This is a genomic window from Rhodococcus sp. NPDC003382, assembly GCF_053589135.1.
Genome location: NZ_JBSFRH010000007.1, coordinates 161,211 through 176,854, shown reverse-complemented (window position 1 = coordinate 176,854; position 15,644 = coordinate 161,211). Strand labels below are relative to the sequence as shown.

Here is a 15,644-nt window from a genome sequence, read left to right as displayed (position 1 = left end):
TCCCCGGCCCGGATCAGCTGATCGGCCAGCGCGATCGCGTCGATCCCGGACAGACACACCTTGTTGACCGTCAACGCCGGCACATCCATCGGGATCCCCGCCGCGACCGCGGCCTGCCGCGCCGGGATCTGCCCCGCGCCGGCGGTGAGCACCTGACCCATGATCACGTACTCCACCTGCTCCGGCGCCACCCCGGCCCTGGCCAACGCCCCCTTGATCGCGACCCCACCCAGATCCGACCCCGAGAAATCCCTCAACGCGCCCTGCAAACGGCCCATCGGGGTACGGGCACCGGCAACGATGACTGAAGAGGTAGACATGGTGGGCTCCGATTATGTTGTGGGGAAATAACTTTCGGAAATGGCGATCAGACGGGTTCGCCGACTGCGATCTCGAGCGGAGCGCCCGTGGCGGCGACCACGTCGTCGACGGTGACGCCGGGAGCGAGTTCACGCAGCACCAGCTTGCCGCCGTCGACGACGTCGATGACCGCCAGGTCGGTGATGATGCGGTTGACGACGGCCTGCCCGGTGAGCGGCAGGGTGCAGGTATCGACGACCTTCGGATTGCCGTCGCGATCGGTGTGCTCCATGACCACGATGACCCGGCTCGCGCCGTGCACCAGGTCCATGGCGCCGCCCATGCCCTTGACCATCTTGCCGGGGACCATCCAGTTGGCGAGGTCGCCGTGGCGGGAGACCTGCATGCCGCCGAGCACCGCGGTGTCGATGTGCCCGCCGCGGATCATCCCGAACGACAGTGCCGAATCGAAGAACGCGGCGCCCGGGTTGACGGTGACGGTCTCCTTGCCCGCGTTGATCAGATCGGGGTCGATCTTGTCCTCGGTCGGGTACGGACCGGTGCCGAGGATGCCGTTCTCGGAGTGCAGCGTGACGTGCACATCGGACGGCAGGAAGCCGGGGATGAGGGTGGGCAGGCCGATGCCGAGGTTGACGTATTCGCCGTCGACCATCTCGGCGGCGGCGCGGGCCGCCATCTCGTTGCGGGTCCAGCCCTTCTTCTCGGTGGTCTTGTCTGCGGTCGCGTTACCTGCGGTCACTGTGCCGCTCCTTCCGATACCGTCACGGTGCGCTTCTCGATGCGCTTCTTCTGGGGGCCGGTGTGGACGATCCGCTTGACGAAGATGCCGGGCAGGTGCACCTGCGCGGGGTCGATCTCGCCGGGCTCGACGAGCTCTTCGACCTGGGCGATCGTGATCTTCCCGGCCATGGCGGCCAGTGGATTGAAGTTCATCGCGGTCTTGTCGAAGATCAGGTTGCCCGCGGTGTCGCCCTTGACGGCGTGCACGAGCGCGAAGTCGGCGTGGATCCCGAGTTCCATCACGTACCGCTTGCCGCCGAAGACACGGATCTCCTTCGGCGGAGACGCGACCGCGACCGAGCCGTCGGACGCGTAGCGCCAGGGCAGGCCGCCGTCCGAGACGGGCGTTCCGACACCGGCCGGGGTGAAGAAGGCGGGGATACCGGCACCGCCGGCGCGCAGCCGCTCGGCGAGGGTGCCCTGCGGGGTCAGCTCGACCTCGAGCTCACCGGCGAGGTACTGCCGCGCGAATTCCTTGTTCTCACCCACGTACGAGGCGACGACGCGGCGGACGCGGTGTTCGTTCAGCAGCAGACCGAGGCCGTGGTCGTCGACGCCGCAGTTGTTGGAGAACACCTCGAGATCGCCGACACCGGAGTCGACGAGCGCCTGGATCAAGACGTCGGGGATGCCGCACAGACCGAATCCGCCGACGGCGAGCGACGCGCCGTCGGTTACGTCCGCGACGGCCGCCGCGGCCGTGTCGAACACTTTCGTTGCCATTGCATGACCTCTCTCGGAAAACCTCGGCCGTGTGGTGCCGGCCCTTCGGATGCGTTCACTGGGTGGACGAGCTCGCATCGGTCGTTACCCACTACAGAGGGCAAAGACCCGCATTTCAAGGGGTGTCCGTCAACTGTACAGAGATTGCTCGCTCGCCGGAACGCGTCTCGCGACCGCGTTCACTCAATGAACGTATGCTGTCCGGGTGGAGACCGAGCAGAGACCGCAGGTGATCGGCCGCGTGAGCGCCCTGCTGCGGGCGGTCGCCGGGTACGAGCCGCACGGGTCCTCGACGACCGAGCTGGCCCGGGCGACCGGGCTGGCCCGACCCACCGCGCATCGGCTCTTGACGTCGCTGGCCGAGGAAGGCCTCGTCGACCGCGACCCCAAGTCCGGGCGGTGGTCGCTGGGGCCGGAGCTGTATCTGCTGGGCTCGCTCGCGGCCGAGCGCTACGACATCACCGATCTCGCCGGTGAGATCCTGCGCGGCATCGCGCGCGAGACCGGCGAAACCGCGCACCTGTCCGCGCGCCGGGGCGACGGCACCGTGTGCCTGACGAGCGAGGAGGGCAGTTTCCCGCTGCGTTCGCACGTGCTGTACGCGGGCAGGCGACTGCCGCTGGGCGTCGCCTCCGCGGGGCTGGTGATCCTCTCCCACCTGCCGGACCACGACATCGACGAATACCTGTCCCGGACCGACCTGACCGCGGAGTGGGGACCGGCCCACAGCCGCGCCGCCGTCGAGGAACGCATCGAGCAGACCCGGCTGACCGGATACGCGACCAATCCGGCCCTGCTCGTCGAGGGAAGCTGGGGCATGGGCGCGGCGGTGTTCGATCACCGGAATTCACCGGCATGGGCACTGAGCGTGACCGGTGTGGAGAGCCGGTTCCGGGAGGATCGGCGCCCGGAACTCGGGGAGCTGCTGCTGCGCGAGGCGCACCGCCTCACCCAGTTGCTGCGCGGCCATCGCCGCTGAGCCACCGCCGTCGACGTAACACGGCCGTTACGCTAGGTAATCAGTCGATTGACAAGTCGCCGTTACCGTCTGCTGTCGAAATGGTTACATCGATGGTGGATCGCACTGCTGGAGGCTGCATGGCGGACGGGCTCGAACGGTTGTACACGGCACTCGACGAGATGCTGCGTCCCGTCGACGACGCGTACGCCGCGGCCTATCCGGGCCCGTCCGCCGGCCGGCAACCGGTGCACACCGTCTACGTGCCCGCCGACCGGTACGACGCGGACACCGTCCGGTCGTGGGGCGAGCAGGCCCGGCAGGTGCTGTCCGAGAACATCACCGACGCCGGTGATCTCGCAGCGGTCACCGGGATGGAACCGGGACTCGCCCATGAGGTCCTGCCGCTCGTACAGGCCAAACTCGCGGCGGAGCCGATCGAGGATCTGCGCATCGACTTCGAGGACGGGTTCCCCCAGGCCGGAGTTCCGCTCGCCGACCGGGACGCCGACGAGGACGCACACGTCGCACGAGCCGCAGAAGCACTGCGAGCGAACACCGCGGCCACACCGTTCAGCGGTATCCGGTTCAAGTGCCTCGAGGCACCGACCCGTCGCCGCGGGATCCGGACGCTCGACGCGTTCGTGGGTGCGATCGCCGAGAAAGGTTCACTTCCCGAAGGATTCGTCTTCACCTTGCCGAAGGTGACTTCTCCCGAACAGATTTCGGCGATGGTGACAGCGTGCGAGTACCTGGAGTCCGCCTATTCGCTTACGAAGCCACTGCGTTTCGAGATCCAGATCGAGACACCCCAGGCGATCTGCGGACCCGACGGCAGCGCACAGGTCGCGGCGATGATCCACGCCGCCGCCGGCCGGTGCTCGGGTCTGCACTACGGTACCTACGACTACTCGGCGGCGTGCGGAATCGCCGCCGAGTACCAGGCGATGGACCATCCGGTCGCCGACCACGCCAAAGCCACGATGCAGGTCGCGGCCGCCGGCACCGGGGTGTTCCTGTCGGACGGCTCCACCAACCGCATCCCGGTGGGCACCGCCGACGAGATCCGCAGCGCGTGGGCGCTGCACGCCCGGCTCGTCGACCGTTCGCTGCGCCGCGGCTTCTACCAGGGCTGGGACCTGCACCCGGCACAGCTGCCGACCCGGTACGCCGCGACCTTCGCGTTCTACCGCCGCTCGTTCCCGGCCGCCGCGGCACGCATCGCCGCGTACCTCGGGCGCGCCGAATCCGGCTACCTCGACGAACCCGCGACCGCGCGAGCGCTGGCGTCGTTCGTGTACCGCGGCCTGAGCTGCGGTGCCCTGTCCGCCGCCGAGGTGCACGAACACACCGGCGCCGGCCCGGAGGACCTGCAACGCCTGGCGGGCTTCCGGACAGAGAAAGGACACTCCACCCGATGACCACCGTGATCCGGGCCCGACGCGCGGTCGTCGGCGACCGCGAACGCGCCTGCGCCGTGACGCTGCGCGACGGCCGCATCGTCGCCGTCGACGACTACGACGCCCCGCTCCCCACCGGGGCCGACGAGGTCGTCCTCGCCGGCGACGAGGCGCTGCTGCCCGGCCTCGTCGACACGCACGTGCACATCAACGATCCCGGCCGCACCGAATGGGAGGGCTTCGCCAGCGCCACACGGGCCGCGGCGGCCGGCGGGGTCACCACCGTGATCGACATGCCGCTCAATTCGATTCCCTCGACGATCGATGTGGCTGCGCTGGACGTCAAGCGCGCGACCGCAACCGGGCAGACCACCGTGGACGTCGGATTCTGGGGCGGCGCCGTCCCCGGCAACCTCGCCGACCTGCGGCCGCTGTGGGACGCGGGCGTGTACGGGTTCAAGTGCTTCCTCGCGTACTCGGGTCTCGACGAGTACCCGCCGCTGAACCGCGAACAGATGGTCGCGGCGATGCGCGAGATCGCCTCGTTCGACGGGCTGCTCATCGTCCACGCCGAGGACGGCCCGACACTCGACGCACAGCCCCCGGCCGCGGGTCGTCGGTACGCGGACTTCCTGCAATCGCGACCGCCCGTCGCCGAGTCGCGGGCGATCGCGCAGGTGATCGACGGCGCCCGCGAAACCGGTTGCCGGGTGCACATTCTGCACCTGTCCGACGCCGGGAGCCTTCCGCTGCTGGCCGAGGCGAAAGCCGCCGGGGTGCGCATCACCGCGGAGACCTGCCCCCACTACCTGTCGTTGTTCAGCGAGGAGATCCTCGACGGATCAACACATTTCAAGTGCTGCCCGCCGATCCGTGAGGCAGGGAACCGGGAAGCGCTGTGGCGCGGGCTGGCGGACGGCACGATCGACTGCGTCGTGTCCGACCATTCGCCGTGCACACCGGAACTGAAGAAGTTCACCAGCGGTGATTTCGGGGAGGCGTGGGGAGGCATCTCCTCGCTGCAACTGGGATTGCCGATCGTATGGTCGGAGGCACGGCGGCGCGGGCACACCCTCGTCGACGTGGTCCGCTGGATGGGTCGCAACACACGGGATCTGGTGGGATTCGCCGATCGCGGCGAGATCGCCGTCGGCAATTCCGCCGACCTGTGCGTGTTCGCCCCCGACGATGCGTTCGTGGTGTTCCCTGAGCGTCTGCACCACCGCAATGCCGTTACACCGTACGCTGAGCGCGCGCTGGCCGGGGTGGTCCGGCAGACGTGGCTGTCCGGCGCCCCGCTCACCGTCACCCTCGACGCGGCTCAGGATCCCGCCCCGCGCGGACGCCTGCTCACCCGTGCCCCCGCCCCGGAAGGAACCCATGAGCTCGCCTGATTTCCTGCAACTGCCCGATCTCGCGTCACGCGCCTTGGCCGGATCGGTGATGTACGCGAACGACGAATTGTTCGCGGAGCGTGAGAATCTCGTCGATCCCGAACCCGCGGCGCACGACACGAGCGACTTCGGGCACAAGGGCAAGGTGTACGACGGGTGGGAGACGCGACGCCGGCGCGAACCCGGGCACGACTTCGCGATCGTGCGACTCGGGGTGCCCGGCGTGGTGCGCGGCGTCGTGATCGACACCGCGTGGTTCACCGGCAACTATCCGCCGTTCGCCTCGATCGACGGAATCTGCGTCGAGGGATATCCGAACGCGGCGCAGTTGCAGGAAGCCGAGTGGGAACCGATCCTCGACAAGGTCGAGTTGCAGGGTGATACCGCGAACAGTTTCCCGGTGCAGAGCGAGAAGCGGTGGACCCATGTGCGGCTCAACATCTTTCCCGACGGTGGGGTGGCTCGGCTGCGGATCCACGGGGAACCGCGACCGGATCCGGCGTTCCTGCGCGGCACCATCGATCTCGCCGCGCTCGAGAACGGCGGGGATGTCGTGGACTGCTCGAACCGCTTCTACTCGTCGCCGCGCAACATCCTCGGTCTCGGCCGCGCCCGGCACATGGGTGAGGGCTGGGAGAACGCCCGCCGCCGCGACGACGGGAACGACCACGTCGTCGTGCGACTGGCCGGTGAAGGGCTGGTCGAACACGTCGAGATCGACACGTCGTACTTCGTCGGCAACGCGCCCGGTTGGGCACGGTTGAGCGGAACAGCCGACGAGGCATCGCTTTCCGACGAGTCCGCGTGGGTGACGCTGGTTCCGCGCGTCGAGTTGCTGCCGGACTGCCGGCACCGGTTCCGGGTCGACGCGGACCGTCCGTTGCGGTACGTCCGGCTGGACGTCTACCCGGACGGTGGCATCGCGCGGCTGCGGGTGCACGGCACGCTCGTCTGAATTTTCGCAATCGGGACATCGATTACCCGGACGAAACATTCGGTCGCGCGGCGGTAACCGGGTGGGGATAGAACTGCAGAGACATGGATTCCCACCCGGTTGGAGTTGCGCATGGCCACTGCACATCCGGTCGACACCCGGTTGCCGTTCGTCCGGCAGCTCGCGTTCGGCATCCAGCACGTCCTGATCATGTACACCGGGTGCATCACCGTGCCCCTGGTGTTCGGCGCCGCAGTCGGTCTCGACCGTGACACCATCGCCATGCTCATCAGCGCGGACCTGCTGATCGCCGGCGTGATCACGATCATCCAGAGCCTCGGTGTCGGCAAGCTCGCCGGTGTGCGGCTTCCGATCGTGTGCGGTGCGACCTTCGCCGGCCTGACGCCGATGATCCTCATCGCCAACGAATACGGACTGCAGGCCGTGTACGGCTCGATGCTCGTCGGCGGCATCGTCGGCCTGGCCCTGGCCTATCCCTTCGCCAAGGTCATCCGGTTCTTCCCGCCGCTCGTCACCGGCGCAGTCCTCACCGTCGTCGGCATCTCGCTGATCGGCGTCGCAGGTGGCCTGATCATCGGCAACGACCCCACCTCCCCCAGCTACGCGTCGCCGTCGCACATCGCGCTCGCCGTCGCCGTCATGGCCGTCGCGATCGGCTTCATCTGCCTCGGCCGCGGAATCTGGTCGCAGCTCGGTGTGCTCATCGCGCTGGTCGTCGGCACGATCATCGCGCTGCCCATGGGCCTGATCGATCTCGGCGGCGTCGCCGGAAGCGCCTGGGTGGGAATCCCCACCCCGTTCCACTTCGGCGCCCCCGAGTTCCCGATCACCGCGGTGGTGGCCATGAGCATCGTCATCGCGGTCGTGTTCGCCGAATCCACCGCGAGCATGCTGGCGGTCAGCGAGATCACCGGCAAGCCGGTCGGCAAGGGCGACATCGCGCGTGGTCTCGCCGGCGACGGCCTGTCCGCCGTCCTCGGTGGCATCTTCAACGCGTTCGTCGACACCGTCTTCACCCAGAACGTCGGCGCGGTCGCGACCACCCGCGTGTACAGCCGCTACGTCACCGCGACCAGCGGCGTGATCCTGGTGCTGCTCGGCGCTCTCCCCAAGGTCGGGGCGGTCGTGGCGGGCCTGCCGAAACCGGTGGTCGGCGGTGTCGGCCTGATCCTGTTCGCCACCGTCGCGGTCGTCGGGATCAACACCCTGCGCCGGGTGGACCTGTCCGACCGCATCAACACCACGATCGCCGCGGTCGCCGTCGGGGTGGGCCTCGTGCCGGAACTCGCCGAGGGGATGTTCGAGAAGTTCCCGTCCTCCGCGCAGATCCTGCTCGGCAGCGGCATCACCCTCGCCGCCCTCACCGCGTTCGGACTCAACCTGCTGTTCAACCACACTCGGCTCGGGAGCATGGCCCGCGCGGCCGTCGCCGGTCCCGACGCTCCCGAGCCCGGCACGCCGGCCCCCGTCACCTCGGCCGGTACCCCTTCCACCCCAGGAGCCGTGCATGCAACCGTCTGACCCGTTCGAGGTCCCGACCATCGACATCTCCCCCTACGTGACCGCGGGCCCGGACAGCGAACGCGTCCGCGTAGCCAGCCAGATCGACGAAGCCTGCAGCAGTGTGGGTTTCATCCAGATCGTGGGGCACGGGATTCCCGATGACGTCGTCGACGGACTCACCGGCGCCATGGACGAGTTCTTCGGGCTTCCGCTCGACGACAAGAAGGCCTACCGGGTGGAGGGAGCGAACCGCGGATACAGCCCGCCGAAGAGCGAATCGCTGTCGCTGAGCCTCGGTGTCGAATCCGCCGGCCGCATGAACGACTTCTTCGAGGCCTACAACATCGGTGTCGAAGCCCGTTCGTTCCCCGGACTGGGGTTGTCCGAATCCGACTACGGCATCAATCTCTGGCCCGACGTCGACGGTTTCGAGCCTAGCGTGCAGCGGTACTTCGCGGAGGCGTCCCGCGTCGCGCGCACGCTCACCCGCATCTTCGCCGACGCCCTCGGCCAGGCCCCGGACTTCTTCGACGCCCTCACCGACCACTCCATCGACGTGCTGCGCCTGAACAACTACGCGCTGCCGGAAGGCACCGTCACCCTCGACGGCGACCTCACCGGCATGGGCGAGCACACCGACTTCGGCATCGTCACGGTGCTGTGGGCCGACAACGTCGCCGGGCTGCAGGTACTCGGCAGCGACGGGGTGTGGCACGACGTGGCACCGCGCGACGGTGCGCTCCTGATCAACCTCGGCGACCTCACCGCCCGTCTCACCAACGACCGGTGGCGCTCGACCCTGCACCGCGTCAAGCCGCCGATCGTCGACGGCACCATCACGCGCCGCCGCTCGGCCGCGTTCTTCCACGACGGCAACGTCGACGCGGTGATCGCGACCCTCCCCGGCTTCGTGGACGAGGGCGAGGAACCCTACGAGCCCATCGTCGTCCGCGACCACATCAAGGCGAAGCTGGCAGGCTCCCGGCACGGCAAGCCGAACACCGCCGCGGTCCGCGAGGCCGCGCGCGTGCTGGCCGCCGCGGGAAACACGGCGACGCCGTGAGCCATGTCGTCCTGGTGCACGGCGCCTGGGCCGGGCCGTGGGTGTGGGACACGATGCTCGGGCCGCTGCGGGCAGCCGGGCACACTCCGCACCCGCTCGCGCTGCCCGGCGTCGGCACCTGGGGCGACGACGACGTCACGCTCGACGACGTCGCGGCCCACATCGCCGACCGGGTTCGTGGAATCGACGAGCCGGTCGTGCTCGTCGGGCATTCCGGTGGCGGCATCGTCGTCACCCAGGTCGCCGAGATGCTGCCCGAAAGGGTCGCGGGCGTCGCCTACGTCGCGGGCATGATGCTGCCCTCCGGCATGGACTTCGGGATGCTGTGCGACAGTCTCGATCTCGTACCACCGGTCGGGATCTCGGCATGGCTGCAGCCGACCGCGGACGGTCGCGGCACGGTGGTGCCGCCGGAAGCGGGCGCGGCGGTGTTCTTTCACGAGGCCGCGGTCGCCGATGCGATCGGCGCCGCGCGCCGCCTCGTGCCGCAACTCGAGACGGCGCGGCTCATGGCCCCGACGTGGACCCCCGAGCGCTTCGGGTCCGTTCCACGCCTGTATGTCGAAGCGACACTGGACCGTTCGGTGCCGATCGTGACGCAACGCGAGATGCAGCGGCTGGTGCCGGGCGCGCGGGTCGTCACGCTGGACAGCGATCATGCGCCGCAGTTGTCGGCGCGCGACGAGCTCGCGTCGGTGCTCGCCGAGTTCGCCACCCGGGTGGCCGCCGAGACCGGGGCGGCTCTGTAGCGAGATCGCTTGCCGGACAGCACAGTGGCCGCCACCCCGTGAGGGCAACGGCCACTGTGGGTCTGTGCTGGTTACCGTCAGACGGTCGCCGCGACGGTCTCTTCGGCCTCGGCCGGGGAGCTCGTGCGGATCAGGTGGTCGAACGCGCTGAGCGCGGCGGTCGCACCCGCCCCGGCGGCGACGATGATCTGCTTGAACGGGACGGTCGTGCAGTCACCGGCGGCGAACACGCCCGGCACCGAGGTGCGGCCGTGGGCGTCGACGACGATCTCGCCGCGCGGGCTGAGATCGACGGTGCCGGAGAGCCAGTCGGTGTTGGGCAGCAGGCCGATCTGCACGAACACGCCGTCCAGGTCGACGGTCTTCGACTCGTCGGTGGTGCGGTCGGTGTAGACCAGGCCGGTGACCTTGGAACCGTCGCCGAGAACCTCGGTGGTCAGCGCGCTGGTGACGATATCGACGTTGGGCAGGCTGCGGAGCTTGCGCTGCAGCACCTCGTCGGCGCGCAGCACCGAGTCGAACTCGATGAGCGTCACGTGGGCGACGACGCCGGCGAGGTCGATGGCCGCTTCGACGCCGGAGTTGCCGCCGCCGATCACCGCGACGCGCTTGCCCTTGAACAGCGGGCCGTCGCAGTGCGGGCAGTAGGTGACGCCCTTGTTGCGGTACTCCTGCTCGCCGGGCACGTTCATCGCGCGCCAGCGGGCGCCGGTCGCGAGAACGACGCTGCGCGAGAGCAACCGGGCGCCGTTCTCGAGTTCGACCTCGACCAGACCGCCCTCGGTGGCGGCGGGCGTCAGCTTCGCGGCCTTCTGCACGTTCATGATGTCGACGTCGTACTGGCGCACGTGGTTCTCGAGCTCGGCGGCGAACTTCGGGCCCTCGGTGTAGGGGACCGACGAGAAGTTCTCGATGGCCATGGTGTCGAGCACCTGGCCGCCGAACCGCTCGGCAAGAACGCCGGTGCGGATTCCCTTGCGGGAGGCGTAGATCGCGGCGGTCGCACCGGCCGGGCCACCACCGACGACGAGGACGTCGAAGGGGTCCTTCTCGCTGATCGCGGCGGCGGTGCGCTCGGCGGATCCGCTGTCGAGCTTGCCGACGATCTGCTCGAGGTTCATGCGTCCGGAGCCGAACAGTTCACCGTTGAGGAAGACGGTGGGAACGGCCATGACCTGACGGGCGTCGACCTCGTCCTGGAAGAGGGAGCCTTCGATCGCGGTGTGCTTGATGCGCGGGTTGATCACGCACATGGTGTTGAGTGCCTGCACCACGTCGGGGCAGTTCTGGCACGACAGCGAGAAGTAGGTCTCGAAGTGGTAGTCGCCGTCGAGATCGCGAACCTGCTCGAGCAGTTCCGCGGCTTCCTTCGAGGGGTGGCCGCCGACCTGCAGCAGGGCGAGCACGAGGGAGGTGAACTCGTGGCCGAGCGGGATACCGGCGAACTCGACCTCGATGTCGGTGCCGACCCGGCGGATCAGGAATGAGGGGCGACGGGTGGCTTCACCGTCGCGCACGTGGGTGACCAGGTCGGACATGCCGGCGATCTGGTCGAGGAGGTCGGCGAGTTCCTTCGACTTCGGCCGGTCGTCGAGGGACGACACGAGCTCGATCGGCTGGGTGACCTTTTCGAGGAGCGACTTGAGCTGGGCGGCGAGGGAGGCATCGAGCATGAGGATCAACTCCAGAAGTGGAAGAACTGTGACCGGTAGGGAATGGGGAGTCGGCGAACTTCTCAGCTCGAGCCGAGGAGATCCGGACGGCGCCCGGTGGCGCGGGACGAGGCCCGCGCCACCGGAACGGATTCCGTCGGGAAATCAGATCTTGCCGACGAGCTCCAGCGACGGGGCGAGGGTGGCGTCGCCCTCTTCCCACTTGGCCGGGCAGACCTCGCCCGGGTGGTTGCGGACGTACTGCGCAGCCTTGACCTTGCGGACGAGCTCGGCAGCGTTGCGGCCGATGCCCTCGGCGGTGACCTCGGTGAACTGGACGACGCCGTCCGGGTCGACCAGGAAGGTGCCGCGGTCGGCCAGGCCCTGGTTCTCGCGGAGGACCTCGAAGTCGGTGCTGATCTGCAGGGTCGGGTCGCCGATCATCGCGTACTTGATCTTGCCGATGGTCTCGGACGAGCTGTGCCACGCCTTGTGCGTGAAGTGCGTGTCGGTGGAAACGGAGAAGACCTCGACGCCGAGACCCTGCAGCTCCTCGTAGTGATCCGCCAGGTCACCGAGCTCGGTCGGGCAGACGAACGTGAAGTCGGCGGGGTAGAAGAAGAAGATCGCCCACTTGCCCTTGATGTCCTCGTCGGACACGGTCACGAAGGCACCGTCCTTGAAGGCCTCCGCCTTGAAGGGCTTGATCTGCTTGTTGATCAGCGACATGTAGAGCCTCACTCGGTCTCGATGGGGTTGACGGTTATCGACGTTAACGTCCACCTATTGATTGTGCCAATCGATTGTTCTTAGAAGTTCGATAAAGAATGGCTATCAACAAGGCATCACCGCAGGTAGGAGCATTGTCCGATTTATCCGATGTGACAGAACACACAAAGTGCGGCTGCGCCGCTCGTGTGCCTTTCTGGCGGCTGGGGACGCCAGAAAGGCACACCGGCGGCGGAGCCGCACCTAGGCTCGCGACATGCGCGCACCGGCAGAGAAAGTCGCCTCCCCCGAGGACCTCGCACGGCAGCTGGACAGCACCGGCTACCTCGCCGACGAGGGGCTCGCCGTCTCGGCGTACCTCGCGCTGCGGATGGGTCGGCCGCTGTTCTGCGAGGGTGAACCCGGCACCGGCAAGACGTCCCTCGCCGTCGCGCTCGCCGAAGCGCTCGACCTGCCCCTGGTCCGGCTGCAGTGCCACGAAGGCATCGACGCCGCGCAGGCCCTCTACGACTGGGACTTCCCGCGCCAGCTCCTGCACCTGCGCACCCTCGAGGCGGCGTCGGCCGGCACCCTCGACCCGGACGCCGCGGAACGCTCGCTCTACACCGAACGGTTCCTGCTCACCCGACCGCTGCTGCGGGCCCTCACCGAATCCCCGTGCGTGCTCCTCGTCGACGAGATCGACCGCGCCGACGACGAGTTCGAGGCGTTCCTGCTGCAGCTGCTCGACGAGAACGCCGTCACGATCCCCGAACTCGGCGAGATCCGCGCGGCCGTGCCCCCTCTCGTGGTGCTCACGTCCAACCGGACCCGCGAGGTCCACGACGCCCTGAAACGACGCTGCCTGTACCTGTGGGTCGACCACCCGGACCTGGAACGCGAGGTCGCGATCCTGCGCCGGCGCCTCCCGGGCATCGACGAGACCCTCGCCCGGCAGGTCACCCGCGCTGTGCACGTCCTGCGCGAGATGGAACTGCTCAAACCGCCGGGCGTCGCCGAAACCCTCGACTGGGCGCGGGCCCTGCTCGAACTCGACCGCACCGTGCTGGACGCGGCGACCGCGTCGGCGACGCTCGGCGCCGTGCTCAAGTACCGGGAGGACCTCGCGCGCGTCGCCCGCGCCGGTCTGGACCGGCTGGTAGCGGGGTGACCGGGCCGTGCACACCGCATCACCCTCCGGCGGTGCTCTCGTCGGGCTCATCGGATTCACCCGCGCGCTCGCCGCGGCGGGCCTGCCCGTCGCACCGGACGCCACCGCCGCGTTCGTCACAGCCGTGACCGAACTCGATCTCGCCGACCCCGGCCACCTGTACTGGGCGGGCCGCGCGACCCTGTGCCACAACCCCGACGACCTCGCCCGCTACGACCTGGCCTTCGAAAGCTGGTTCGGTGGAACGGTTCCCACCCATCCCGCAGTGACGGCGGAACCGCAACCGAAGCTCTCGCACATCGCCGCCCTCGCCGAAGCCGCGACCGCGGGCTCGGACGAAGCCGCACCCGACCTGCAGGTCGCCGCCGACGAGACCGAGGTGCTGCGGCACCGCGACATCGCCGAACTCACCCCCGCCGAACGGGCTCACCTCGACGAGCTCATCGCCACGCTGCGTCCGCGGCCGCCGATGCGCGCGGCACTGCGGGTACGCCCGTCGCGGCGCGGACCCGTCGATCCGCGCCGCACCCTCCGGGCGATGCTCTCCGCCGGCGGGGAACCGGTGCGGCCGAGCCACCACCGCAAGGCCACCCGCCCGCGCCGCGTCGTCCTGCTCGTCGACGTGTCCGGATCGATGAGCCCGTACGCCGATGCGCTGCTGCGGTTCGCGCACGTCGTCACCCGCGCGAACCCGTCCGGCACCGAGGTGTTCTCCCTCGGCACCCGGCTCACGCGACTCTCGCGCGCGCTGCGGGCACGCGACCCCGAGATCGCCCTCGCCGGGGCCGGTCGCGCCGTCCCCGACTGGGCCGGCGGCACCCGGCTCGGCGAAACGCTGCGCGCATTCCTGGACCGGTGGGGCCGGCGCGGTCTGGCGCGCGGCGCCGTCGTCGTGGTGTTCTCGGACGGCTGGGAGCGCGGCGACCCGTCGCTGCTGGCCGAACAGATGGCGCAGCTGCGGCGCCTCGCCCACGCCGTACTGTGGGTTAATCCGCATGCAGGCGTCGACGGCTATCAGCCCGTGCAGTCGGGCATCTCGGCGGCGCTGCCCCACATCGACCGTCTGCTCGCGGGCCACAGCCTGGCCACGCTGCAGGCACTGCTGGAGGAGGTTCACCGTGCGTGAGGTTCTCGACGAGCTCGACCGCCGCTACCGGGACGGGGAGCCGGTGGCGCTCGGCACCGTGGTGTCGACGTTCCGGTCGGCGCCGCGCGGGCCGGGAGCGTCGATGCTGGTGGCCGCGGACGGCACCGTCACCGGCAGCGTGTCCGGCGGGTGCGTCGAGGGAGCCGTGTACGAACTGGCACAGGACGTCATCGGCGACGGTGTCCCGGTGCTGCAGCGGTACGGGGTGTCCGACGACGACGCGTTCTCCGTCGGGCTGACCTGCGGCGGCATCATCGACGTGTTCGTCGAACGCATCGACGAACCGAGCTTCCCCGCGTTCCCCGCGCTCGTGGACTCGGTGCGTGCGGGGGAACCGGTCGCCGTCGCAACCGTCACCGAGCATCCCGACGCCGCGACCGTCGGCCGCCGCCTGGTCGTGTGGCCGGACCGCGCGGACGGAGAGCTCGGATCCGACCGCATGAACGAGGCCGTCACCGACGACGCCCGCGGCCTGCTCGACGTCGGCCGCTCCGGCACGCTGCACTACGGACCGGACGGGCAACGTCGCGGTGAGGGAATGTCGGTGTTCGTCAACGTCTTCCAGCCGCCCCCGCGGATGCTGGTGTTCGGCGCGATCGACTTCGCCGCGGCGATGGCGAAGCTCGGGTCGTTCCTCGGATACCGGGTGACGGTGTGCGACGCCCGCGGCGTGTTCGCGACCACCGCCCGCTTCCCCGCCGCCGACGAGGTGGTCGTGGACTGGCCGCACCGCTATCTCGCCGCCGAAGCCGAGGCCGGACGGGTCGACAGCCGCACGGTCGTCGCGGTGCTCACCCACGATCCGAAGTTCGACGTGCCGCTGCTCGAGGTCGCGTTGCGCATGGACCTGGCGTACGTCGGGGCGATGGGGTCGCGGCGCACCCACGACGACCGGCTCGCCCGGCTGCGGGAGGCGGGGGTCGGCGACGACGAAATCGCTCGTCTCTCGTCGCCGATCGGCCTCGATCTGGGGGCCCGCACCCCCGAAGAGACGGCGGTGTCCATCGCCGCGGAGATCATCGCGTTGCGGTGGGGAGGCCGCGGAGAACGCCTCACCCGGACCGAAGGCCCGATCCACGGTCACGAGGGCGCGCCGGTCGGCCACCACGACTGAGGATCC

15 protein-coding genes are annotated in these 15,644 nt (G+C 69.3%); 10 read left to right on the top strand and 5 right to left on the bottom strand.

The features are described from left to right. The 3 genes from ACWDUD_RS07850 to ACWDUD_RS07840 all read right to left on the bottom strand — a co-directional run. Positions 1–320 (bottom strand): thiolase family protein (locus ACWDUD_RS07850; protein ID WP_450108948.1); only part of this gene is annotated, 320 nt, incomplete at its 3' end. Positions 321–367: 47 nt separating this feature from the next. Continuing rightward, positions 368–1,060 (bottom strand): 3-oxoacid CoA-transferase subunit B, encoded by a 693-nt coding sequence (locus ACWDUD_RS07845; protein ID WP_450108947.1) that lies wholly within the window; start codon positions 1,058–1,060, stop codon positions 368–370. Next, positions 1,057–1,824 carry a CoA transferase subunit A gene (locus tag ACWDUD_RS07840; RefSeq protein WP_197252737.1) on the bottom strand — a complete coding sequence of 256 codons (768 nt, stop codon included), beginning with the start codon at positions 1,822–1,824 and terminating at the stop codon, positions 1,057–1,059. Before ACWDUD_RS07840 ends, ACWDUD_RS07845 begins: the two co-directional genes overlap by 4 nt. A gap of 205 nt (positions 1,825–2,029) precedes the next feature. On the opposite strand from ACWDUD_RS07840, the gene ACWDUD_RS07835 reads away from it, so the two are divergent. From ACWDUD_RS07835 to ACWDUD_RS07805, 7 genes are all read left to right on the top strand, one after another. Next, entirely contained in the window at positions 2,030–2,803 is a 774-nt protein-coding gene (locus ACWDUD_RS07835; protein ID WP_450108946.1) for an IclR family transcriptional regulator, read from the top strand. Positions 2,804–2,922: 119 nt separating this feature from the next. Further along, a complete protein-coding gene (locus ACWDUD_RS07830; RefSeq protein ID WP_197252735.1) occupies positions 2,923–4,203 on the top strand; it encodes a DUF6986 family protein in 1,281 nt (426 codons plus the stop codon). Next, positions 4,200–5,576, top strand: coding sequence for an allantoinase AllB (allB, locus tag ACWDUD_RS07825; RefSeq protein ID WP_450108945.1), 1,377 nt, complete (start codon positions 4,200–4,202; stop codon positions 5,574–5,576). The genes ACWDUD_RS07830 and allB overlap by 4 nt, the downstream gene beginning before the upstream one ends. Then, on the top strand, positions 5,563–6,531 hold the full coding sequence (gene alc, locus ACWDUD_RS07820) for an allantoicase (RefSeq protein ID WP_450108944.1): 969 nt from the start codon (positions 5,563–5,565) through the stop codon (positions 6,529–6,531). Before allB ends, alc begins: the two co-directional genes overlap by 14 nt. A 111-nt stretch (positions 6,532–6,642) precedes the next feature. Beyond that, entirely contained in the window at positions 6,643–8,052 is a 1,410-nt protein-coding gene (locus tag ACWDUD_RS07815; protein WP_450108943.1) for a uracil-xanthine permease family protein, read from the top strand. Further along, the gene (locus ACWDUD_RS07810; protein ID WP_450108942.1) at positions 8,039–9,097 is read left to right on the top strand and encodes an isopenicillin N synthase family dioxygenase; all 1,059 of its coding nucleotides are present in this window, start codon (positions 8,039–8,041) and stop codon (positions 9,095–9,097) included. Before ACWDUD_RS07815 ends, ACWDUD_RS07810 begins: the two co-directional genes overlap by 14 nt. After that, a complete protein-coding gene (locus tag ACWDUD_RS07805) occupies positions 9,094–9,846 on the top strand; it encodes an alpha/beta fold hydrolase (RefSeq protein WP_248674722.1) in 753 nt (250 codons plus the stop codon). Before ACWDUD_RS07810 ends, ACWDUD_RS07805 begins: the two co-directional genes overlap by 4 nt. Before the next feature lie 77 nt (positions 9,847–9,923). Here ACWDUD_RS07805 and ahpF read toward each other — a convergent pair whose 3' ends face one another. Next, entirely contained in the window at positions 9,924–11,519 is a 1,596-nt protein-coding gene (ahpF, locus tag ACWDUD_RS07800) for an alkyl hydroperoxide reductase subunit F (protein ID WP_248674721.1), read from the bottom strand. A 144-nt stretch (positions 11,520–11,663) separates the two neighbouring features. Then, positions 11,664–12,227, bottom strand: a complete 564-nt coding sequence (gene ahpC, locus ACWDUD_RS07795) for an alkyl hydroperoxide reductase subunit C (protein WP_197252747.1) — start codon at positions 12,225–12,227, stop codon at positions 11,664–11,666. A gap of 256 nt (positions 12,228–12,483) precedes the next feature. Here ahpC and ACWDUD_RS07790 point away from each other — a divergent pair, with 256 nt between their 5' ends. Genes ACWDUD_RS07790 through ACWDUD_RS07780 form a run of 3 tightly spaced genes read left to right on the top strand, consistent with a single transcriptional unit; the run spans position 12,484 to position 15,638 of the window. Beyond that, positions 12,484–13,377: an AAA family ATPase gene (locus tag ACWDUD_RS07790; protein ID WP_197252729.1), complete on the top strand. Its 894-nt coding sequence runs from the start codon at positions 12,484–12,486 to the stop codon at positions 13,375–13,377. Between the two features lie 7 nt (positions 13,378–13,384). Then, complete coding sequence (locus ACWDUD_RS07785; protein ID WP_248674720.1) at positions 13,385–14,503, top strand: vWA domain-containing protein; 1,119 nt, start codon at positions 13,385–13,387, stop codon at positions 14,501–14,503. Next, on the top strand, positions 14,496–15,638 hold the full coding sequence (locus ACWDUD_RS07780; RefSeq protein ID WP_450108941.1) for an XdhC family protein: 1,143 nt from the start codon (positions 14,496–14,498) through the stop codon (positions 15,636–15,638). The genes ACWDUD_RS07785 and ACWDUD_RS07780 overlap by 8 nt, the downstream gene beginning before the upstream one ends. The last annotated feature ends 6 nt before the right edge of the window (positions 15,639–15,644 follow it).

Excerpts from the sequence above, each read along its gene's own strand:
- alc (WP_450108944.1), top strand. The coding sequence starts at position 5,563 with ATGAGCTCGCCTGATTTCCTGCAACTGCCCGATCTCGCGTCACGCGCC.
- ACWDUD_RS07810 (WP_450108942.1), top strand. The coding sequence starts at position 8,039 with ATGCAACCGTCTGACCCGTTCGAGGTCCCGACCATCGACATCTCCCCC.
- ACWDUD_RS07815 (WP_450108943.1), top strand. The coding sequence starts at position 6,643 with ATGGCCACTGCACATCCGGTCGACACCCGGTTGCCGTTCGTCCGGCAG.
- ahpF (WP_248674721.1), bottom strand. The coding sequence starts at position 11,519 with ATGCTCGATGCCTCCCTCGCCGCCCAGCTCAAGTCGCTCCTCGAAAAG.
- ACWDUD_RS07790 (WP_197252729.1), top strand. The coding sequence starts at position 12,484 with ATGCGCGCACCGGCAGAGAAAGTCGCCTCCCCCGAGGACCTCGCACGG.
- allB (WP_450108945.1), top strand. The coding sequence starts at position 4,200 with ATGACCACCGTGATCCGGGCCCGACGCGCGGTCGTCGGCGACCGCGAA.
- ahpC (WP_197252747.1), bottom strand. The coding sequence starts at position 12,227 with ATGTCGCTGATCAACAAGCAGATCAAGCCCTTCAAGGCGGAGGCCTTC.
- ACWDUD_RS07840 (WP_197252737.1), bottom strand. The coding sequence starts at position 1,824 with ATGGCAACGAAAGTGTTCGACACGGCCGCGGCGGCCGTCGCGGACGTA.
- ACWDUD_RS07830 (WP_197252735.1), top strand. The coding sequence starts at position 2,923 with ATGGCGGACGGGCTCGAACGGTTGTACACGGCACTCGACGAGATGCTG.